Source organism: Maritalea myrionectae (genome assembly GCF_003433515.1).
GTDB lineage: Bacteria > Pseudomonadota > Alphaproteobacteria > Rhizobiales > Devosiaceae > Maritalea > Maritalea myrionectae.
The window spans coordinates 2,150,074-2,171,171 of record NZ_CP021330.1 but is presented as its reverse complement, the minus strand read 5'-3'; the positions used below and the strand labels follow the sequence as shown (position 1 = coordinate 2,171,171).

Here is a 21,098-nt window from a genome sequence, read left to right as displayed (position 1 = left end):
GCGACGCTGTCGGAGAAAACTAGATTTTGCGGAAATAGTTTGCTCGGATTCGACTTTTTCGCGCGAAATGATTTTCCCTTCTTTGCGTCGTTTGAGGGAAATAAACCACAGATAGGATGAACCACGAAATTCTGGAAGATTTTGAAATAAGTCATTGAGTTTATTGCTTGTTTCGATTTGTCTCTGTGTTTATTTTGAACGCGTTTAAACAAGCGGGTCTAAAAACATGCCAGAAACACATCACAGTCACCTCGACGCTTTGGAAGCGGAGAGCATTGAGATATTTCGCGAAGTCGCGGCCAGTTTTGAGCGGCCGGTGATGATGTATTCGATTGGCAAGGATTCAAGCGTGCTGTTGCATTTGGCGCGCAAGGCATTTTTTCCCTCAAAGATTCCGTTCCCGCTTTTGCATGTGGACACCACGTTTAAGTTCCGCGAAATGATCGCCTTTCGCGATCGCATGGCCGAGCAGCATGGCTTTGATTTGATCACCCATACGAACCAAGAAGGGGTGGCAGAGAACATCAACCCGTTTGACCATGGCTCGGCGCGCTATACGGACATTATGAAAACCGTGGCGCTGCGCCAGGCGTTGAACGCTGGACAATATGATGCAGCGATTGGTGGTGCACGGCGCGATGAGGAAAAGTCCCGCGCCAAGGAACGTGTGTTCTCGCACCGCAATGCCCAACATGCGTGGGACCCGAAAAACCAGCGGCCAGAACTTTGGCGCTTGTTCAATACCCGCATCTCCCCGGGCGAGAGCATGCGCGTGTTCCCCTTATCCAATTGGACCGAGTTGGACATTTGGACCTACATTTATAAAGAGGAAATCGAGATCCCGTCGCTTTATTTGGCCAAGCCGCGTCCTGTGGTGGAGCGTTCTGGCACCTTGATTATGGTCGATGATGATCGTTTGCCCTTGGAAGAGGGCGAAGTGCCAGAAGAAAAAATGGTGCGGTTCCGCACCCTCGGCTGCTATCCGCTGACTGGCGCACTTGAATCTGAGGCAGCTACCTTGCCCGAAATCATTATGGAAATGAACGCTTCGCGCACCTCAGAACGGGAAGGGCGCTTGATCGATAGCGATCAGGCCGGATCGATGGAGAAGAAAAAGCAAGAGGGCTACTTCTAATGAGCAACGCAACTGTGACAGAACAAGCCCAACCTCTTGAGATTGAACAATGGCTGAGCGCCCAGACAGACAAAAGCATCTTGCGCTTTTTGACCTGTGGCTCGGTGGATGATGGCAAATCTACCCTGATCGGTCGTTTGCTTTATGATAGCCAGTTGATCCTTGATGACCAATTGGCCTCGCTGCAAAAAGAAAGCCACAACCGCACCACTGGCGATGAGGGGATCGACTTCTCACTTTTGGTGGACGGGCTGACAGCGGAGCGCGAGCAGGGCATCACCATTGATGTGGCCTATCGGTTCTTTACCACCGAAAAGCGCAAATTTATTGTCGCCGATACCCCGGGCCACGAGCAATATACCCGCAATATGGCCACGGGCGCGTCCAATGCCGACTTGGCCATTGTGCTGATTGATGCGCGCAAAGGCGTGCTGACCCAAACCAAGCGCCATAGCTTTATTCTGTCGCTGATTGGGGTCAAACATGTGGTGGCCGTGGTCAATAAGATTGACCTGGTCGATTACGACAAGAAAATGTTTGACCAGATTGATGCGGAATATCGTGAATTTGCGGCCCAACTTGGCTTCAAGAGCTTGGTGACCGTGCCGATTTCTGCATTGCGCGGCGACAACATCGTCAGCAAAAGCGAAAATATGGATTGGTATCACGGGCCGCAATTGGTGCCGTACCTTGAAGAGATTGATGTGGCGGAAGATCGGGTGGCCCAGCCATTCCGCTTTCCGGTGCAATGGGTGAACCGTGCCAGCCTCGACTTTCGCGGCTTTTCTGGCACCGTGGCTTCTGGCCAAATCAAGCCAGGTGATGATGTGCTGGTGGCCGCCTCGCGCAAACCTGCCAAAATCAAACGTATCGTGACCATGGATGGTGATCTGGCTGTGGCCCAAGCAGGTGAAGCCGTCACTTTGGTGTTGGACCGTGAAGTTGATATCTCGCGCGGCGATGTGTTGTCCGCCCCGGGCGAGACGCCAGAATTTTCCAACCAGTTCCAAGCACGATTGATTTGGATGCATGAAAAACCGGCGATGCCGGGCCGTTCCTACTTGATCAAGATCGGTAGCCAAACGGTGCCCGCGACCATCACCAACATCAAGCAAAAAACCAATGTGAACACGCTGGAGCAAAACCCGGCCAAATGCCTCGAACTCAATGAAGTGGGCACCATAACGCTGGCCACCGACAAACCTATTGCGTTTGATGCTTATGCCCAAAATGCGGTCACAGGCGGTTTTATCCTGATTGATCGCTTGTCCAACGCCACCTTGGGTGCTGGCACGATTGAATTTGGTTTGCGCCGGGCGCAAAACCTGACCTATCAGGATTTTGATGTGAACCGCAAAGTGCGGGCTGAGATGAAGGGGCAAACGCCACGCATTGTGTGGTTCACCGGCCTGTCCGGTTCCGGCAAATCCACCATCGCCAACTTGCTCGAAAAGCGGATTACAGCTGAAGGCAAACACACCTACATTTTGGACGGCGACAATGTGCGCCATGGCCTCAACAAAGATCTTGGCTTTACCGATGAGGATCGGGTGGAAAACATCCGCCGGGTGGCAGAAGTGGCGAAGCTCATGGCCGACGCGGGCCTAATCGTACTCGTCTCCTTCATCTCACCGTTCAAAAACGAGCGCCGCTTGGCGCGCGAAGTAGCCGGCGATATCGATTTTGTCGAAGCCTATGTGAATACACCTCTTGAGGTGTGCGCCGAGCGAGATCCCAAAGGCCTTTACGCCCGCGCCAAGGCTGGGGAAATCAAAAACTTCACAGGGCTGGATTCACCCTTTGAAGCCCCCGAACGCGCTGACATTACCCTCAACGCGGCAGAGCATGATCCAACCGATCTCGCCAATGAGCTCTACGATCTGCTGTTTGAAGGACATCAGTACAGCGCTCTCTAGTTCTGTTTGATGCAGCATTGATCAAGTGGCGGCCCTGGGGCCGCCATTTCATTTTTAATGGCAATTTATCCATATCTAAAAGAACTGTTTAACCCCGAATGGAAGTGGCGTTGCCGCGTTAACTTTTGCGTACATATTCCCGTGCAGGTTGTGACCAGTTAAAGAAATGGTCATTGGAGGAAGAATATGAAACGCGCACTTTTGGGTTTGATCCCTGCACTTATGCTGGGTACATCTTTGCCAGCAATGGCAGAGCCGCTTAGTCTGGAAAACATGTCCGAAGCGACCCGCAGCAAGCTCATCCGTAATTGTGATGCCCATTCAAACGCGTCAGGCACGACTCCTGCCGTTTGCAAAGCACTTGAAGCCTACCAAGCCGAGAATGGTGATGATTCAGGCGAAGGTGAAGATGATGCTGACGGCGATGATGATGACGACGGCAATCGCGGCAAAGGCAATAATAATGGCAAAGCTAAGGGCCATGGCAAAGATGCAGCGGATAAAGGCAAGGGCAAAGATAAAGACAAAGACGACGATGACGACGATGATGATGATGATGACGATTCTGGGGAGGAAGGCGACGCCTAGGCGCTAACGCCCCCTTTGAATTTGAAGTGAAAAAGGCGGTCCATCAGGGCCGTCTTTTTTGTGTGGTCCTAAGGGTTTTTCCCGATCACACAATGGCCCATTTTCTCTCATCAAACCGCCTCAATAGGAGACGACTCTGTTTGGGCCTAGAGGGGCAGGTTGGGAACCAAAGTGAACCCGAATAGAACGGAGAAATAAAATGAAACTAAAACTAAAACCCTTGGGACTCATTCCAGCATTCATGATTGGCGTAGCAACACCTGTGTTTGCGCAGGAAGAGCCGGATATCTCTCAAATGTCCGAGCGTGCAATCGAGCAATTGAGCGAAAATTGTGATGCGCATTCCAACGCTTCTGGCACTATGCCTGCAGTGTGCGTGGCATTGGATGCTTACCTTGCTGAAAATGGTGATGAGTTCGGCGATGATAACGCCGAAGATGAAAATGAAATGCGCGGCAAAGGCAACAATAATGGCAAAGCCAAAGGTCATGGCAAAGATGCCGCCGATAATGGCAAAGGCAAAGGTGGGGGCGATGACACCTCAGATGATGGGGCTTAAGGCTAGCTAACTCCATTCACCGCGCGAGCGGAGAAGGCGGCCCGTGGGCCGCCTTTATTTATTGCACCACATTTACTTCCAGGCTGCTCAGCCTCTCGTCCAGCGAGGCACGGTCATGCCAAGTCCCAGCCAACATCACGCCACTGATTGTATTTGTGTTGGCGATGTTTTCCACTGGATTTGCATCGAGCAACACCAAGTCCGCAAACTTGCCCTCGGCAACGCCACCAAAATCATCAGTGCGGCCGAGATATTGTGCAGGAATGGTTGTCGCACTGCGCAACACATCCATGGGCGAGAGCCCGGCGCGAACCAGCAACGACATTTCGTGATGGGCGGAGAAGCCCGGCACCACCATGCTGTCGTTGGCGTCAGTGCCCAACATAATGTCCACGCCGCGTGAATGCGCCAATTCGGTCAATGCCAGACCACGTTCAAAAAAGGCGGGGTAATGCTTTCGAATTTCTTCTGGCTCACCAGCCATATTATCAATGTCGCGTTTCCATTCACCCCATTGCATTTCACCAATATATTTTAGGGCATTCATCTCAAAAAAGCTGGGATCAGTGACGCGCACATCAAATTCGCGGGTGATATGTGTGGGCACATAATAGACATTATGCTCGACCATGGCGTTGATGGTCGTCTCGCAACGTTCCTCATTGGCGGTCGCAAGGCTTTGCTCTAGCGTCATCTGGTCAGTGGGGTACTCAACTGACTTATCACCTTGGGTGAGCTTGATAAATCGCTCTTTGTACGCAACGCCCCAAAGGCTGCAATCCCACACCAGATCGCGCGCATGCTCAACCGATTTGATGCCCATCTTCGCCGCGTCGGCAATGTCCATGGTCAGTGGCACATGTCCGCCCACGGGCAAGCCCTTGGCTTTTGCTTGTTCAAAAAAGCCTGTCGCGGCTTCAAGCGTGGTGGGATGATACATCTTGATCAGGTCAACTTCTCGCTCGGCAAGAAAATCAATGACCTTACGGGCGTGATCTTCGGTGAACGGTACAAACTCCTCCATCGATTTCTCGGGCATTCGAGGAGATTTGTCAGACATAACAGGTGCACTGGAGATTTCCACAATACGCGGGCCAAAACTCTCGCCACGCAAATTGCTGTCGTGGGCGGCACGCAGATCATCAACGCACAGGAATACCTCTGGCCCGCCCGGCCAACAATCCCCCGCCATATCGCGAACGCTGGTCACGCCGTTGGCCAACAATAATTGTTGGCTGGATTCTAAAACAGGCTTGATGGACAAATGCACATGCATATCCATTAAGCCCGGCATCAAATATTTGCCCTTGCCAGATATTACCTTTGCAGCGGTTTTTTCTGGCGTATCACCCGAAACAATTTCAGCGATTCTGCCATCGCGAATATAGACATCGCGTGTTGGCAAAACCTGTTCGGTTTCCGGGTCAACGATCGTGACGTCATCAAAAAGCACATCAAAAGGGGGCGTATTGTCATCTGCAATGGCACCAGGAGCGATCAGCGGTGATGCAGCAACGGCGAGTAAAATCGAGCGCGGCAATTTCTTAAAAGTAATTTTTTGCATTTTCCATCCTCCATTATGTTTATGGAGGTGGTGAGCAGTTGCCAATAATCAAGCCAACTGGATGTCGCCCAAGTCTTATGCTCAGGCTAAACGCATGAACACAATAGAATAATTAGATTGAAAATTTAAAAGGATCGGCCGCCGAGCAGTCAGATTCACAGGGTTCTGACAGAGAGAGAAGAGGCTCGGCGGCAGACTGCAGTTGTTACTCGGCTGGCATCTTGTCGTGCCATTCATATCCTGGTCGTTGGTAAAAGAAGCCATTGGAAAATGGCGCATCCACACGATCATCGCGCATTTTTTTCAAGGCTTCGGATGGACTAATTTTGTCCTGCAGCACGTCATCGAACGCAGAAATGGCTGTGAAGGTACCAATGCTTTGCGGTGAAATGCGCAGTCGGTTAATGCCGATCTCTTGTAATTCGTCGAGACACTCGACCAGATTAAGGATCGAATGAGACTGGGTTTGAATACCATTCACAGTCAAAAACTCATCGCCTTCAAGCGTATCGAGCCGCATCCCGTCTGGATCTTGATCGCAGACGAACAAGCAGGAATCTTTGGTGCGATTGTGCGCGCGTGCATGGTAGCAGCGGGCAGACAATGCCAGGGACATGCGCCCATAAACCTGCACTTCCAACGCCACGTCATAAGGTTTAGCGGCTTTCGCAAGTTCGGCAATCCCAACCTTGGGCATTTCAGGGTTGAGGCAAATGGACTTGGCTCCATTTTCCGCATAAACCGCCAACGCTTCTTCGTTATAGCAGTTCATCAATGGCCCGATATAATGCGGGTCTTGCCCCATTTGTTGCAGCGCCGAAACATCGTTTGCCTCAATCGGAAAGCCTTCTGAAATTGCAACTCGCTTGACCAAACGACGGTCAATATCGGTGGTCACCTCTGAAAGGGTGGAAAACACCACTTCTTTGCCCGCATCGTGCAGACGTTCCACCACGTCCGGCAACTGGTTGTCATAGAGCGGTGCGCGCTTGGAACAAATGACCTCACCCAGAAATACGGTGTGAATGGGCGTCTCATCAGCGATCCTAAAATAGAAGTCGCGCCAATCTTCAGGCGCCCAATTATATTGAACAGGACCAAGTGTTAGCTGTGCGGTCATCAACTATCTCCAGCTTTTTGATTTGAAAGCGCCTTGGGTTTCTTTATGCCCCTCGGTCAGCGCGATCAGTTCGGTAATGTCCGGCTCGTCGCCCGCTGCATAGGCGTCCACCGCGTCACGAAACGCTGAAACGACCGAACGAATATAGGCGCGGGAGCGCTGCCGTCCTTCAATTTTGAGCGCTGTAACGCCCGCCCGCATCAAGTCGGGCAGCAAACGGGTCAGGTTTAGGCTGATCGGCTCTTCAAAGGCGTAATAGTTTTTCTTATGCGCCGTATCATAACGGCCTTTGCAGATGGTGGGATACCCCGCCGTTTCGCCGCATGAAATGCAGTCAATGGCAAAGTCGCCGAGGCGCGTTGTCAGGCCATCTTCTTCGTCGGGTTCATAATCGACATGGCTCGCGGGCGAACAAACCCCATCCATATTGGTGGAAATGCCAGTGACATAGTTGGTGAGCGAGCAACGCCCTTCAGCCATCATGCCGATATTGCCGAACACAAATGCCTCAATCTCACAATCAATCGCATCATGCACGCGCTTGATCTCTGGCACGGTCAGAATACGCGGCAGCACCACGCGCTTAACGTTGAAGCGTTCAACGTAGAAATTGATCGCTTCTGGCGACGACGCTCCCGCCTGCACGGAAAGGTGCAAGCGCTGATCCGGATGGGTTTCAGCGACATATTTGGCCATGCCGATATCGGCGATGATCACCGCGTCAATGCCCAATTCCACCGCGTCATCCACGGACTTTTTCCAAATGTCGGTGCGCCCCGCTGTGGGGAAAGAGTTGATCGCCGCCAGCACCATTGCGTCTTTATCGTGCGCATATTTCACGCTTTCCGAAAGCTCGGCTTTCGTAAAGTTTAGGCCGGGAAAGTTCCGCGCATTTGTGGGACCTTTAAAGCCGCAATAGACCGAGTCTGCACCCGCATCAACAGCAGTGCGCAAGCTGGCCGGCGTGCCAGCGGGACACACCAATTCAGGTTTGATAAATTCACTCATGTCTTTGAACCTACAATTTTGTTGGCCGCGTCAATGCTGGCGCGCACAGGCCCGCGCAAGGGGCCAAATGCCGTCGCCACGTCGTCCGCCAAGGTGGCGTCCATATCGTCAAGCGCGTTGCGCAGCGCAACAATCGCTTCGGTATCGCCGGTCACGGCAATATCGCGGTTGAAAAACAGCGCATCGCTGTCTGTTTTGCTGTCGATCATCCGCAAAAGCGTGACGAACTTGCCACTCACCAGCACGTCGTAGGGAATTTCTGCGTGCCGCGACTTGGCAACCAGCATCAGGTTTTCTGGATCTGGACGCAAAAGCAGCAAAAATGGCATGCCCTTCGCATCGATCAAAAATTGTTTGCTGCAACTATCCCCAAGCCGTTCGAACAGTTCGGGGTGAAGCTGGGCCACATGGCGCACAATGCGCCGCAAGATCGGCTGCATGGCGAACAAAGGCATCGCCTTTGAAACCGGCCCGGCATTTGAATCACAGTAGATTCGAGGTTGATGACGCTTGTGTTTATTTCGCATGACATGGTGCATACGCGGTGGAAACACGCCCGAATTTGCAAAAATGCAAACAAAATACAGTTTTCCATTCAAACAGCAGGTTGCGCGTGTCTAGAATCGGTCTCGCAGCGCGTAATAAGTCATCGCTAAGCTCAGCAATGCGCCGCGCATCATCTCACCACCGGGAAATTTAGGCGTTGGAATTCTGCTCATGAAATCAAAGCGTTCACTTTGATTTTGCGTCATGTCGGCCATGATCTTGCCTGCCATTGTCGCCATGCCCAGTCCGTGGCCCGAAAACCCAGCTGCCGAATAAATATTGGGTCCAAGCCGCGCGAAATGGGGGAGGCGATTCATTGTGATGCCCAAAGTGCCGCCCCACGCATAATCAATTTTCGCATCAGCCAATTGCGGGAAGATTTGCAGCATCGGTTTGCGTGAGATTTCGACCAGATCTTTTGGGAAACGCAAACTATAGCTCTCTCCACCGCCAAAAAGCAGGCGATGATCTGGGCTAAGGCGAAAATAATTCACAACAAACCGGCTGTCGGCAACGGCTTCATTGTTGGGAATCAGCGATTTAGCACGGTCTGTGCCCAACGGTTCAGTGGCCACAATAAAGCTATTAATGGGCATCACCCGCGCATTCACCTGACGCTCTAATCCGCCAATATAGCCATTGCAGCCCATAATCACATGATCCGCTTCGACCACGCCGTCTAAGGTATGAACCCGAACTTTCGAGCCCTGTTCAATTTTGGCTACGCGGCTTTGCTCATATATGCGCGTGCCCGCCTTATGCGCCAAATCGGCCAGCCCAAAGCAAAAAGCCAGCGGGTCCAGATGTCCGGCGCCTTTGTCCAAGCTGCCGCCATAATATTGGTCACTGGCCACATGGTCGCGAAGGGCTGCCTGATCCAATGCCGAAATTTGATCATAGCCATAGTCGCGATTGAGCTTTTCTACATATCGCTGCGATTCCGCGACAAAGCCCGGCTTGTGATCGGCTTCGATTATACCCGGCGTATAATTGCAGTTGATGCCATGGTCAAAGATCAGGCTCTTCACCAATTGCTTGGCCTCTTCTGCAATGCCCCACAATTGGTGGGAAATTTGTTCGCCAAGCATACGTTCCAGTTTGGCCTGATCCAGGCGCTGGCCGCTGCCCAGCTGACCGCCATTTCGGCCCGATGCGCCCCAACCAACACGATGCGCATCTAACAGCGCCACATCATATCCGCTGCGCGCCAAATGCAACGCCGCCGACAGGCCAGTAAATCCGCCACCAACAACACAAACATCCGCTTTGGTTTCGCCCTTTAACGGCCGATGCGGCGCCGGATGTGGCCGTTGCGCCGCATAATAAGACAAGGGATAGGTGTGCTGGACATCGTTGGCAGTGAGAATATCGATCATCAGACGTTCAGCAGCAAATGCTCGCGTTCCCAAGGACTGATTTCGCCTAAAAACTCTTCAAGCTCTTGCCGCTTGATGGCTTCATAGACTTGGCAAAAATCCTCACCCAACATGTCGCGCAATTCGCGATCTTGTTGGAACGGCACAAGTGCGTCCATCAAGGCATAGGGCAGGGTGACCCCATCTTCATAGGCGTCACCGTCACGCATCGGGCGTGGCGAAAGCTGATTGACCATGCCCAAATAGCCACAAGCCAAACTCGCGGCAATCGCCAAATATGGATTACTATCCATTCCCACAATGCGATTTTCAATCCGCCGCGCCTCAGGTGTCGAAATGGGAATGCGCAGGCCCGTGGTGCGGTTATCCTGTCCCCATTCCACATTTGCCGGCGAAGAATCATCTGTTTTGAACCGCCGATAACTGTTCACATAAGGCGCGAAAATTGGCATCACGGCACCAATGTGCTTCTGGATGCCGCCCAAAAAGCCGTAAAACAATTCTGTCGGCTCGCCGTTTGCATCGGAAAAGATGTTTTTGCCTGTTTTGGCATCGACGATGGATTGATGCAAATGCATTGCGCTGCCCGGTTCATCGCGCATAGGCTTGGCCATAAAGGTGGCAAAGCAATTGTTTTTCAGCGCGGCCTCGCGGATTGAGCGTTTGAAATAGAACACTTCATCTGCCAGCTTCAGCGGGTCGCCATGTTGCAAATTGATTTCAATTTGCCCGGCGCCGCCTTCTTGAATCAGCGTGTCGATTTCCAAACCCTGTGCTTCCGCAAAGTCATAGATATCGTCGATCACATCACCATATTCGTCAACGGCCACCATGGAATAAGCTTGCCGCCCAATGCCCTTGCGGCCCGTGCGGCCAATAGGCGGTTCGATAGGCTCGTTCGGGTCGGTGTTGCGACGGGTGAGGTAGAACTCAATCTCAGGAGCGATAACAGGTTGCCAGCCCTTATCGGCATAGAACGCCAAAACCCGCTTCAACACATTGCGCGGCGCGACAGCAACGGGTTCACCCTTTGTGGTCTCCAAATCGTGGATCACCTGCAAGATCACATCATCAGTCCACGGCGCAGCGCATGCGGTGCTCATAACTGGTTTGAGCACCATATCCGTTTCCATCCACTGGTCCTTGATGTCCATATCCGCATAGGCGCCGGTGATGGTTTGATAGAAGATGGATGTGGGCAGATAGAAAAATGCATCATCGGAAAACTTCTTCGCCGGCATTGTTTTGCCGCGCGAAATGCCCACGAGATCAGGCACGATACATTCAACTTCTTCTACACGGCGTCCGCCAAGCCACTCCAGAGCGGCATCAGGGAGGTTGTGGACCCATTCCTGCTTGTCGACCATAATTCAGCCTTGCTGTTCTTTATTCTCTGACGCACCATTTCCGATACGCAGCAAATCAATTATCAATTATTGCAAACTGTAGGTGAGTAAAGGAGAATCGCCAATGACCTTCTGGAAAAGACATGAATTCTTTATCAATGGCGATTGGGTGCAAGCCGAGCAAGCCGAAACCTTCGAGGTGTTGAACCCGGCGACGGAAGAGCCGATTGGCAGCATCGCTATGGCGAATGAGGCCACGGTGAACGCCGCTGTGGTGGCTGCGAAGGAAGCCTTCCCATCATTCTCCCGCACAGCCATCGCCGAACGCAAAGATTTGTTGCGATCAATTCTGTCGGTGTACCGCAAGCGGCGCGATGAAGTTGCCCATGCGATTCAGATGGAGTTGGGCGCCCCGCGCCATCTCGCCTACGGGCCGCAAACCGCTGTCGGGGAAAGCCATCTCGATGGGATCATGCAGGCGCTGGGCACATTTGAATTCGAACATACATTGATGAACGGTGATTTGGTGAACCGGGAGCCGATTGGCGTTTGTGGTCTCATCACGCCTTGGAACTGGCCGATCAATCAGATCGCGCTAAAAGTTTTGCCTGCGCTGGCGGCAGGCTGCACCATGGTGCTCAAGCCCAGCGAATATACTCCGTTTAATGCGATGCTTTATGCTGAAATCCTAGCAGAAGCCGGTGTGCCCAAAGGCGTGTTCAATCTGGTCAACGGCGAAGGACCCGTGGCGGGCGCGGCCATGTCGCGTCATCCGGATATCGATATGATGTCGTTCACCGGCTCGGCCCGCGCAGGTGCCGCGGTGAGCAAAGATGCCGCCGACAGCGTGAAAAAAGTTGCGTTGGAATTGGGCGGCAAATCGCCGAACCTTGTTTTTGCCGATTCAGATCTGACGGATGCGGTAAAACGCGGTGTCCGCCATATGTTCAACAATACCGGCCAGTCCTGCAACGCGCCGTCGCGCATGTTGGTGGAGCAAAGCGTTTATGATGAAGCCAAAGAAGTTGCGCTTAAAACCGCAGAGCAACAGCAGGTTGGCAATCCCGATGATGCGGGGCACCATATGGGTCCGCTGGTCAATCATATTCAATATGATCGCGTGCAAGAACTCATCAAAGCCGGAATGGAAGAGGGCGCAACCCTACTGACAGGTGGTTTGGGCAAACCCGACCATATGAACGAGGGCTATTTCGTTAAACCGACCATTTTCGTTGACGTCACCAACGACATGCGGATCGCGCGAGAAGAAATATTCGGTCCTGTGCTCACAATGATTCCGTTTCAGGATGAAGATGAAGCCATCGCAATCGCCAATGACACGGAATATGGTCTAGCCGCGTTTGTGCAAACTCAGGATGAAGACAAGGCCATGCGGGTTGCCAAGCGATTGCGGGCAGGCATGGTGCACATCAATGGTGCCGGGCTCGGTGTTGGCTCCCCATTCGGTGGCTACAAAAAGTCTGGTATCGGTCGTGAAGGCGGTACATTTGGCCTGGAAGAATTCTTAGAAGTCAAATTGATCGCGCGTCCCAAATAGCCTGATCCGCAGATGACGGCCCTTCGTAATGGAATAAACACCAGAGCGAGGCCGTTATGCTGGATCAAGTTGAAAAAATAGATGCAATCATTGTCGGCGCGAGCGGCGGGATAGGGCGCGCATTGAAAGCTGAACTGGCCGCACAGCCTAACTTTTCTTCCGTTGAAAGTTTCGACCGACAGCACTTTCCCGAATTCGATTTGACTCGTCCCGAAAGTTTCGTGCCGCAATTCTCTGATTGGCAGGAGCAGGGGCGTCGGTTCAACCTTGCAATCATTGCGACTGGCGCGCTGATTATCGACGGTGTGCCGCCGGAGCGGCGCTTTGCAGAGCTTGAATCTGCGAACATGGCCAACCACTTTGCGCTCAATGCCATCGGCCCGGCAATGCTGATTCAGCAGCTTTTGCCATTGATGCCCCGCAACGACCCAGCCGCGATTGCGGCCCTGTCAGCCCGTGTTGGCTCAATCGAAGACAATCAACTTGGTGGTTGGGTGTCATATCGCGCGGCCAAGACGGCCCTCAACCAAATCATACGCACCGCTTCAATAGAATGGACGCGGAAAAATCAGGAATCGGCGCTGCTGGCGATCCATCCGGGAACGGTCGATACCAGATTGACGTCGGGCTATGCCCACCCGAAAAAAGTAAGTGCTGAGGTTGCCGCGAAGAAGATATTGCGCACAATCTTGTCAGCCAAGCCGCAAATGAGCGGCGGGTTTTATGACAATGAAGGGCAATCCATTCCATTTTAACAACAGCGAACGCCACTTCAGATATAGAATCAAAAAGCACCGACAACGGATTGAAATTTTTGGGAAAAAGTGGCTCCCCGGGCAAGACTCGAACTTGCGACAAAGCGGTTAACAGCCGCTCGCTCTACCAACTGAGCTACCGGGGATCACGATGTGTGTACCTAACGAGTAGGTGAGGCGGTGTTTAGCGTTTTTGATCGCGCTTGCCAAGACCTTTTTTGAAAAAATAATTGGCTTTTTGTGAAAAATTTCTGACAGCGAATGTATCCGGGCGTTTTACCCATCGATCCGCGCCGCCAATTGCAATAGATCGCCGATTTTATTGGCGTTGATAAAAGGGTTCTGTTGATAAAATGGTTCGAAATCAAGTTCTTGCGCGTCAAGCGCTGACAGGACGGGCCGAATGGCATTGCCGGATTGTTGTTTGTGTAAATCTGCGATCTTAAGCGCATGTGCCAGCGGCCATAGTCCGCACACTGGATAAAGATTTGCCCCGAACCGGCCAATAATGGGGCCATGACCAGAATCAATGGCTGAAGCGCGGGAAAAAAAGTCCTTGGGGAATAAAGGTCCATCCACGGGGGCTGTGAGAATCCAGCTCTTGGCAATGTCCTTTGTTTGGGATTTTGCCCAAAGTGCACCCGTATAAATGCCACCAAGCGGTCCAATAGGTGGCTGAAAAACATCTGATATTGCTGGAAGGTTGACGCCAATGCGTTGCGGGTCAATTCCCACGGCGACAATCGAATTGCACTGCGATTCGAGTCTGGCCGTCACATGTTGCAAAAGTGTGTTGCCCGATAGTCGAAGGCGCGCTTTATCAACGCCACCCAATCGCACGCCATTGCCGCCACCTAGTATGATGCCAAAAATGTCCATAGCTTATTGTGCCTCGACAAAGGTTCATCTGCCTAGCGGATAATTGCACAGCGGACTGAACGCATGCAATTTACTGAATCTATTGGGAGAAATTGGAGGCCACGCCCGGAATCGAACCGGGGTACACGGATTTGCAATCCGCTGCGTCACCACTCCGCCACGTGGCCCCAATGGAAGGAGGTAGCTATAGCAAACGAGCAAATATTTCAAGCGTACAATCTCAAAAATTTCACGTTTTCGTGAAGTGTGGCCAAACCTTTGTCGCGCAAGTGCTGATATCGTCTTGCATCGTGGCGGCAAGATGGCTATTGAACAAACTGGTCATAAACTTCTGAGGATGGGTGCTCCAATGGATTTCGAAAACGCACGCAAGGCAATGGTGGATTGTCAACTCCGCCCAAACGCGATCACTGATTATCGCATCTTAGCGGCCATGAGCGAAATCCCGCGGGAAAATTTTGCACCCACTGCAAAAAGACCATTAGCCTATCTCGATGAAGACTTGCCGCTTGATCCTGTTGGCGCCCGCAAGATGATGGAACCAATGTATTTGGCACGTCTGGCGCAGCTCGCCGAAATCAAATCAAGCGACTTGGTGCTACATATCGCCTGCAACACAGGTTACGGCACCGCAGTGATCTCTAAGTTTGCCGACTCTGTTGTTGCGGTGGACGACAATGAAGACTTTGTCGAAATGGCGAATGACTCTTTGGCGGATTTGGAAATTGGCAATGCTGCCGTGTTGGCTGGCGAACTGAAGGACGGGCTTAAAAAAGAAGCGCCGTTTGATGTGATTTTCATTGAAGGCCACGTAGACGAGTTGCCGGACGAGCTGTTCAAGCAATTAAAGCAAGGTGGACGCCTCGTATGCGTTGAAGTTGAAAATGGTGTGCCAAGCGCGGTGTGCTATGTGAAAACAGCTTCGGGCGTGAGCCGTCGTGTGGCGTTTAACGCGGTTGTGCCCAAGCTAATTGCTTTCGAAAAACAAAAAACATTCACTTTATAAGCACCCAGCCCTTGAACTGTGTGTGCAAAATTGCCACATGCGCTTGATATATCGAACCGTTATATGCGATTAACGAAAAGTTAATTTTATTTGTGCGGTGAAATGTGCATACTGGGCGGCATTAAAGTACTGGGGTGAGTAAGGTGTTTCTTAAAAAGAGTGTTGTTTTTGCAGCGTTATTTGCGACTGCATGGAGTGGTTCTGCGCAAGCTGAAAGCCTGACAGAGGCTTTGGCACGGGCCTATGTGAAAAATCCGGCGATCGCATCCGCTATGATTAGCGTGAAGATGGCTTCGGAAGATATTGTGATGCGCAAGTCCGGCTTGCGGCCACAAATCGGTCTATCCGCGACATCGCAATATAGCTTTGTTATGACCAACGGCACCACGACTGACAGTGGCAGCACAACTCTAAACATCTCTTACAATCAGCGGCTTTTCGACAATCTGCAAACCAATGCGCAAATTGATCAGGCTCGGTCATATGCAGATGCCGCGAAATATGGCCTGCGCAACACTGAACAGAATGTGCTTCTTTCGGCCGCAACCGCCTATATGGACGTTGTGCAGTACACCAATCTTGCTTCTTTGCGCGCCGACAATGTGAAGTTTTTGCGAGCGCAAGTTGAAAATGCGCGTAGCCGCCTGAATGTGGGCGAGGGGACAAAAATCGACGTTGCTCAAGCCGAGGCGCGGTTGGCGCAGGCTGTGGCGTCCTACAAGTCTGCGGTGAATTCGCTGCGCTCGGCGCAAGCGTCATATGTGCGTTGGATTGGCACAAAGCCATCGGGCTTAAACTCAAATTTCCGCTTTGGTCATGTCATGCCCAAAAGCATTGACTCTGCGTTGCAATCCGCACGCCGTAATCACCCCGCAATCCTAACAGCACGTGCGCAGGTCGAGGCCGCACGCTACGGTACTGAAGCCGCGTTGCGTGCTTTTGGCCCGACGCTTGATTTGATCGGGTCAATTTGTGCAATTGATTGTTTGGGCGGCGGCGCCACGCCAAATGCAACCCAAGGTTCACTGCGCCTGACGCTTTCGGTTCCAATTTATCAAGGTGGCATGCTGGGCGCGTCAGCGCGCAAAGCCAACCTGGGGCACATCAAATCTGAAATCGATGCTCAGGACGCGGCAAACCAAATTGAAGAAAGCGTCATTTCAGCATGGTCTGGCCTGCAATCGTCAATCGCAGCAATTGAATCGGCTCAAGCAGCTGTGCGCTCAGGTCAAATTGCACTGGATGGTGTAATTGAGGAGCGCAATGTTGGTCAACGCACAACGCTTGACGTGCTCAATGCGCGGGCCGAGCTCACCAGTGCCAAGGAAGCCCTTTATACATCTCAGTATAACCGTGTTGTGGCAGCATTTTCGCTCATTGCGGCTACCGGACGATTGGACGCTGCTTCGCTCAATCTGCCAGTGCAAATTCAATCTAGCGATGGTTATCGTGCAAGAATTGAAGATGTTTGGGCGGAATTACGCGAGTAACACTAGTCGTGGATAACCGCTATTTAGTGGGCTTCTGGACTAACGGGTAAATTATCATCACAATACTATAATAATTGCGAATCGCGGTTTTGCCGCGAATCGCAGGACTTAGTGGCAGTTTGGCAGCAATTTTGTCGGGCCGGAGTGGTGATGGATCGCTTGTTTCGGGTGACAAAAGTCAAAGCAGCGACGTTGCCGATTGCTTAAACTGGGTCCGAAATACGTCTTAAAGCGGTTGGCATGCGTTTTCATGTGGCGGCACGGGCGTTTAAAGAGTAGTTTAATGTATGTCGAGTGTTGCTCGAAGGTGAGGCCAATATGAACCGACCTGCGTCTAAAGAACCGTCAATGGACGAAATCCTATCGTCTATCCGACAAATTATTGCCGATGACGAGCCGCAGAAGAGCGAACAAGCTTCATCTACACCAAGCGACGACGAGGCGGCGGCGCGCAGCGGATTGAGCGAAGCCTTGGACGATGTGACCGCTGAGGGCGACCCAACAACCATTGAAGTTGAGGATGGCCCGCACCCGGACATCGAGGCAGCACCAATCGAGAAAAGAGACGTTGCTGCGGAGGCACTGGCCGAAGCGCAGTCTGCGCAAATTGAGCCGGAAGGCGATAGCGACGAACCTTTGGCGCTATCAATCGATCAAATGCTCAAGCCATCCAACAGCAACAGCGAGCCTGATCCGGCAGATGACGAATTGATCGCCGATCCGGGCGCAGTTGTGCCAACACCTGACGAAGAGATGGATATGGCCTCTCTTTTGCTGCAAGAAGCGTCTGGCGGCGACGACAGCCCATCTTTAGATGATGTTGCAAAATCAATTGAAGATTCTGTGCCAGATGATGTTTCGCAAGTGGTGCCTGACGACATCGCATTCATCAATGATGATGATACGGAAGACCAATCCGGCGAAGACACATCACTGGCAGGCATGGGCATTGACGACGATTTGCCAAGCGATGAGCCAGAAGAGCCCTCGATGTCATCAATGGTGACTGAAGAGGCGGCGGCCCAGCCGACACCAGCACCCGCTGCACCTGAGCCTGAGAGCCCGTTGCCTGACAAGAATTTATCTGCCGATATCGCTGATAGCCTTTTGGAGCCAACAGCACAGGCAGCCTCAAGCCACGCGTTTAGCCAGCTCGACAATTTGATTATGTCGCAAAAGCAGGGACAAACCATCGAGGATTTGATCCGGGAAATGTTGCGGCCGATGCTGAAGTCTTGGTTGGACGAAAACCTGCCCGGCGTGGTCGAACAGCTTGTACAGCGCGAAATTGAACGTGTTTCACGCGGAAAGCGCTGATCGCGAACATAAATTGGCCGCTTTGCGGTTGACTTGACCACCCAGCTTCGCTTTTAAACCCAATAGACAAATTTTTCTCCCGCTCATGCATTTTGGGCGGGCAAAAGGTAATGGGCAAAATGATCGATAAAAATTATAACCCGCAAGATGTTGAAGGCCGCATTTATGATGAATGGGTTCAACAAGACACATTTGCCGCTGGCGCTGGCGCCAAAGAGGGAGCAGAAAGCTACTGCATTCCGATGCCGCCCCCAAATGTGACCGGTGACTTGCATGTGGGTCACGCCCTGACCTTTACCGTACAAGATATGATCACGCGGTTTGAGCGGATGCGCGGCAAAAACGTGCTGTGGCAACCAGGCACCGACCATGCGGGCATCGCCACGCAAATGATCGTTGAACGCAAGCTGATGGAACAGCAATTGCCATCACGCCGTGAAATGGGCCGCGAGAAATTCCTGGAAAAAGTCTGGGAATGGAAAGAACAGTCCGGCGGCACCATTGTGAGCCAACTGCGCCGTCTCGGGGCATCCGCCGATTGGTCCCGCGAACGCTTTACCATGGACGACGGACTTTCTCGTGCTGTGATCAAAGTGTTCACGGAGCTGCACAAGCAGGGGCTCATTTACAAAGACAAGCGCTTGGTAAACTGGCACCCGGTTTTGCAAACAGCGATTTCTGATCTCGAAGTGGAAAACATCGAGATCAACGGCCACATGTGGCATCTGCGTTATCCGATTGAAGGAACGGATGAGACCATTGTTGTGGCCACGACGCGGCCAGAAACCATGTTGGGCGATACCGGTGTTGCAGTGCACCCGGACGACGAGCGCTATACGCACCTTGTTGGCAAAATGGTTGTGCTGCCACTGACCGGCCGCAAAATCCCAATCGTCACCGACGAACATGCCGATCCTGAACAGGGATCTGGCGCAGTGAAGATCACGCCCGCGCACGACTTTAATGACTTTGAAGTGGGCAAGCGCAATGATCTCGAGCAGATCAATATCTTCACCGCTGACGCCAAAATCAATGATGAGGCACCAGAAGCCTATCGTGGCATGGATCGCTTTGAGGCCCGCAAAAAGATCGTCGCCGACCTCGACGCCATGGGCGTATTGGTGGAAGTGGAAGACAAAGTCATTTCCGTGCCTCACGACGAAAAGTCGAAACAGGTCGTGATCGAACCCTATTTGACTGACCAATGGTATGTGGATGCGGAAACACTGGCCAAGCCGGCCTTGGCTGCCGTGAAAGAGGGCCGCACCAAATTTGTGCCGAAAAACTGGGAAAACACCTATTATGCCTGGATGGAAAACATCCAGCCTTGGTGTATCTCGCGGCAATTGTGGTGGGGGCACCAAATCCCGGCATGGTATGGGCCAGACGGCGAATATTTCGTGGCTGAGGATGAAGCTGAAGCGCAAGCTTTGGCTGATGCGCATTATGGCGCGCCAACCCCAATCAAACGCGATGAAGACGTGTTGGACACCTGGTTCTCATCAGCGCTTTGGCCATTTTCAACTCTGGGTTGGCCCGATAAAACGCCAGAACTCGAAACCTATTATCAGACAACGACTTTGGTGACGGGCTTTGACATTATCTTTTTCTGGGTGGCTCGGATGATGATGTTCGGCATCCACTTTATGGATGAAGAGCCATTTGAAAATGTCTATGTGCACGCATTGGTGCGCGACGAGCATGGACAAAAAATGTCCAAGACCAAAGGCAATGTGATCGACCCGATTACGCTGTTTGACGAGTATGGTGCAGATGCAACCCGCTTCACACTGGCGGCCATGGCTGCGCAGGGACGTGACTTGAAACTCGCCATCTCACGGGTTGAAGGCTACCGAAACTTCGTCACCAAAATCTGGAACGCATCGCGTTTCTTGGAGATGAATGAGTGTGTTCGTGTTGAGGGGTATGATCCCACAACGGTCAATTCAACGCTCAATAAATGGATTTTGAGCCGCGCTGCAAAAACAGTGGCGGAAGTTGAAAAGTCTTTGGAAGCGTTCCGCTTTAATGAAGCTGCGAACGCAGCATATGACTTCGTTTGGGGCACGTTCTGCGACTGGTTTGTTGAACTGGCTAAACCTGTGTTCAACGGCGATGACGAGGCGTTGAAAGCCGAAACACGAGCTACAGCGGCCTTCACACTGGATCAAATCTTGAAGCTTTTGCATCCGTTTATGCCGTTTGTGACCGAAGAATTGTGGGCGCAAACTGGGCAAAATGGCCCAGCACGCGAAAAACTGCTGATCGTGAGCGAATGGCCTGAACTGGGCAACCTCTTTGATGAAGCCGCAGAAGCTGAGATGGGCTGGATGATCGATTTGATTACAGGCATCCGCTCATTGCGCGTGGAAATGAATGTGAACGCTGGCGCCAAAATACCGCTGGTTGTTGTTGACGCCAGCGCGGACACAAAAGCGCGCTTGGCAACACAAGATGCCATGATCAAGCGGTTGGCGCGCGTTGAAACCATTGATTTTGCTGATGAAGTGCCCGGCGAATCTGCTCAACTCGTGCTGGGTGAGGCGACATTCGCTATGCCATTGGCTGGCGTAATTGACATCGCGGCCGAAAAAGAACGGTTGAACAAAGAACTGGGCAAGCTCGACAAAGAAATTGATGGCGTGGCCAAAAAACTGGCCAACGAGCAATTCACGTCCAAAGCGCCGGCGCATGTGATCGATGATCAAAAGCAACGCAAGACAGACGCAGAAGAGAAAAAAGCGCGCGTTGAAGCCGCTTTGGCGCGTCTTGGCTAGGACACATAAGAGCTGTTGCTTTTTGGCAACGCATTTGTGAAATTCATACTTCAGTAAGGCTGGCCCCAATTGTACCTTGGGGCCGCCTTTTTTTTAACCAATTCACAGCGCAAAACTGAATATGTTGATTAAAGCAACGGGGCGGATGTTGCGCAAAA

17 protein-coding genes and 2 tRNA genes are annotated in these 21,098 nt (G+C 52.1%); 10 read left to right on the top strand and 9 right to left on the bottom strand.

All coding sequences use genetic code 11. The features are described from left to right. The first annotated feature begins 226 nt into the window (after positions 1-226). From cysD to MXMO3_RS10955, 4 genes are all read left to right on the top strand, one after another. Positions 227-1,135, top strand: a complete 909-nt coding sequence (gene cysD, locus MXMO3_RS10970) for a sulfate adenylyltransferase subunit CysD (RefSeq protein ID WP_027835420.1) — start codon at positions 227-229, stop codon at positions 1,133-1,135. After that, the gene (gene cysN, locus MXMO3_RS10965; RefSeq protein WP_117395891.1) at positions 1,135-3,051 is read left to right on the top strand and encodes a sulfate adenylyltransferase subunit CysN; all 1,917 of its coding nucleotides are present in this window, start codon (positions 1,135-1,137) and stop codon (positions 3,049-3,051) included. Before cysD ends, cysN begins: the two co-directional genes overlap by 1 nt. Before the next feature lie 186 nt (positions 3,052-3,237). After that, positions 3,238-3,639, top strand: coding sequence for a hypothetical protein (locus tag MXMO3_RS10960; protein WP_117395890.1), 402 nt, complete (start codon positions 3,238-3,240; stop codon positions 3,637-3,639). Positions 3,640-3,838: 199 nt separating this feature from the next. Then, on the top strand, positions 3,839-4,198 hold the full coding sequence (locus MXMO3_RS10955; protein ID WP_162889225.1) for a hypothetical protein: 360 nt from the start codon (positions 3,839-3,841) through the stop codon (positions 4,196-4,198). Positions 4,199-4,256: 58 nt separating this feature from the next. Here the strand turns inward: MXMO3_RS10955 and MXMO3_RS10950 are convergent, their stop codons facing one another. From MXMO3_RS10950 to MXMO3_RS10925, 6 genes are all read right to left on the bottom strand, one after another. Beyond that, complete coding sequence (locus MXMO3_RS10950) at positions 4,257-5,762, bottom strand: amidohydrolase family protein (protein ID WP_117395888.1); 1,506 nt, start codon at positions 5,760-5,762, stop codon at positions 4,257-4,259. Positions 5,763-5,967: 205 nt separating this feature from the next. Continuing rightward, positions 5,968-6,882 carry a ubiquinone anaerobic biosynthesis protein UbiV gene (gene ubiV, locus MXMO3_RS10945; protein ID WP_117395887.1) on the bottom strand — a complete coding sequence of 305 codons (915 nt, stop codon included), beginning with the start codon at positions 6,880-6,882 and terminating at the stop codon, positions 5,968-5,970. A 3-nt stretch (positions 6,883-6,885) separates the two neighbouring features. Then, a complete protein-coding gene (ubiU, locus tag MXMO3_RS10940; protein ID WP_027835416.1) occupies positions 6,886-7,890 on the bottom strand; it encodes a ubiquinone anaerobic biosynthesis protein UbiU in 1,005 nt (334 codons plus the stop codon). After that, positions 7,887-8,339, bottom strand: a complete 453-nt coding sequence (gene ubiT / locus MXMO3_RS10935; RefSeq protein WP_162889224.1) for a ubiquinone anaerobic biosynthesis accessory factor UbiT — start codon at positions 8,337-8,339, stop codon at positions 7,887-7,889. The genes ubiU and ubiT overlap by 4 nt, the downstream gene beginning before the upstream one ends. A gap of 168 nt (positions 8,340-8,507) precedes the next feature. Next, a complete protein-coding gene (locus MXMO3_RS10930) occupies positions 8,508-9,812 on the bottom strand; it encodes an NAD(P)/FAD-dependent oxidoreductase (RefSeq protein ID WP_205468010.1) in 1,305 nt (434 codons plus the stop codon). Beyond that, a complete protein-coding gene (locus MXMO3_RS10925) occupies positions 9,812-11,179 on the bottom strand; it encodes a glutamine synthetase family protein (RefSeq protein ID WP_117395885.1) in 1,368 nt (455 codons plus the stop codon). Before MXMO3_RS10925 ends, MXMO3_RS10930 begins: the two co-directional genes overlap by 1 nt. Positions 11,180-11,282: 103 nt before the next feature. Here MXMO3_RS10925 and MXMO3_RS10920 point away from each other — a divergent pair, with 103 nt between their 5' ends. Then, complete coding sequence (locus MXMO3_RS10920; RefSeq protein WP_117395884.1) at positions 11,283-12,716, top strand: aldehyde dehydrogenase family protein; 1,434 nt, start codon at positions 11,283-11,285, stop codon at positions 12,714-12,716. Positions 12,717-12,772: 56 nt separating this feature from the next. Further along, positions 12,773-13,471 (top strand): SDR family NAD(P)-dependent oxidoreductase, encoded by a 699-nt coding sequence (locus MXMO3_RS10915; protein WP_117395883.1) that lies wholly within the window; start codon positions 12,773-12,775, stop codon positions 13,469-13,471. Between the two features lie 70 nt (positions 13,472-13,541). Here the strand turns inward: MXMO3_RS10915 and MXMO3_RS10910 are convergent. The 3 genes from MXMO3_RS10910 to MXMO3_RS10900 all read right to left on the bottom strand — a co-directional run bounded on the left by MXMO3_RS10910 (position 13,542) and on the right by MXMO3_RS10900 (position 14,517). Then, positions 13,542-13,617, bottom strand: a tRNA-Asn gene (locus MXMO3_RS10910). Positions 13,618-13,747: 130 nt separating this feature from the next. Beyond that, positions 13,748-14,350 carry a molybdenum cofactor guanylyltransferase gene (gene mobA, locus MXMO3_RS10905; RefSeq protein WP_117395882.1) on the bottom strand — a complete coding sequence of 201 codons (603 nt, stop codon included), beginning with the start codon at positions 14,348-14,350 and terminating at the stop codon, positions 13,748-13,750. 93 nt (positions 14,351-14,443) lie between these two features. Further along, positions 14,444-14,517, bottom strand: a tRNA-Cys gene (locus tag MXMO3_RS10900). A gap of 182 nt (positions 14,518-14,699) precedes the next feature. Between MXMO3_RS10900 and MXMO3_RS10895 the strand changes: the two genes are divergently transcribed. From MXMO3_RS10895 to MXMO3_RS10880, 4 genes are all read left to right on the top strand, one after another. Next, the gene (locus MXMO3_RS10895; protein WP_117395881.1) at positions 14,700-15,356 is read left to right on the top strand and encodes a protein-L-isoaspartate O-methyltransferase family protein; all 657 of its coding nucleotides are present in this window, start codon (positions 14,700-14,702) and stop codon (positions 15,354-15,356) included. A gap of 143 nt (positions 15,357-15,499) precedes the next feature. After that, a complete protein-coding gene (locus MXMO3_RS10890) occupies positions 15,500-16,846 on the top strand; it encodes a TolC family outer membrane protein (RefSeq protein ID WP_036222608.1) in 1,347 nt (448 codons plus the stop codon). Between the two features lie 348 nt (positions 16,847-17,194). After that, a complete protein-coding gene (locus MXMO3_RS10885) occupies positions 17,195-18,163 on the top strand; it encodes a DUF2497 domain-containing protein (protein WP_051213805.1) in 969 nt (322 codons plus the stop codon). 119 nt (positions 18,164-18,282) lie between these two features. Then, on the top strand, positions 18,283-20,940 hold the full coding sequence (locus MXMO3_RS10880; protein WP_117396791.1) for a valine--tRNA ligase: 2,658 nt from the start codon (positions 18,283-18,285) through the stop codon (positions 20,938-20,940). Positions 20,941-21,098 lie beyond the last annotated feature (158 nt).

Coding starts and splice junctions, on each gene's coding strand:
- mobA (WP_117395882.1), bottom strand. CDS start 14,350: ATGGACATTTTTGGCATCATACTAGGTGGCGGCAATGGCGTGCGATTG.
- cysD (WP_027835420.1), top strand. CDS start 227: ATGCCAGAAACACATCACAGTCACCTCGACGCTTTGGAAGCGGAGAGC.
- MXMO3_RS10950 (WP_117395888.1), bottom strand. CDS start 5,762: ATGCAAAAAATTACTTTTAAGAAATTGCCGCGCTCGATTTTACTCGCC.
- cysN (WP_117395891.1), top strand. CDS start 1,135: ATGAGCAACGCAACTGTGACAGAACAAGCCCAACCTCTTGAGATTGAA.
- MXMO3_RS10920 (WP_117395884.1), top strand. CDS start 11,283: ATGACCTTCTGGAAAAGACATGAATTCTTTATCAATGGCGATTGGGTG.
- MXMO3_RS10955 (WP_162889225.1), top strand. CDS start 3,839: ATGAAACTAAAACTAAAACCCTTGGGACTCATTCCAGCATTCATGATT.
- MXMO3_RS10880 (WP_117396791.1), top strand. CDS start 18,283: ATGATCGATAAAAATTATAACCCGCAAGATGTTGAAGGCCGCATTTAT.
- MXMO3_RS10925 (WP_117395885.1), bottom strand. CDS start 11,179: ATGGTCGACAAGCAGGAATGGGTCCACAACCTCCCTGATGCCGCTCTG.
- MXMO3_RS10895 (WP_117395881.1), top strand. CDS start 14,700: ATGGATTTCGAAAACGCACGCAAGGCAATGGTGGATTGTCAACTCCGC.
- ubiU (WP_027835416.1), bottom strand. CDS start 7,890: ATGAGTGAATTTATCAAACCTGAATTGGTGTGTCCCGCTGGCACGCCG.
- MXMO3_RS10915 (WP_117395883.1), top strand. CDS start 12,773: ATGCTGGATCAAGTTGAAAAAATAGATGCAATCATTGTCGGCGCGAGC.
- MXMO3_RS10960 (WP_117395890.1), top strand. CDS start 3,238: ATGAAACGCGCACTTTTGGGTTTGATCCCTGCACTTATGCTGGGTACA.
- MXMO3_RS10885 (WP_051213805.1), top strand. CDS start 17,195: ATGGACGAAATCCTATCGTCTATCCGACAAATTATTGCCGATGACGAG.
- MXMO3_RS10930 (WP_205468010.1), bottom strand. CDS start 9,812: ATGATCGATATTCTCACTGCCAACGATGTCCAGCACACCTATCCCTTG.
- ubiV (WP_117395887.1), bottom strand. CDS start 6,882: ATGACCGCACAGCTAACACTTGGTCCTGTTCAATATAATTGGGCGCCT.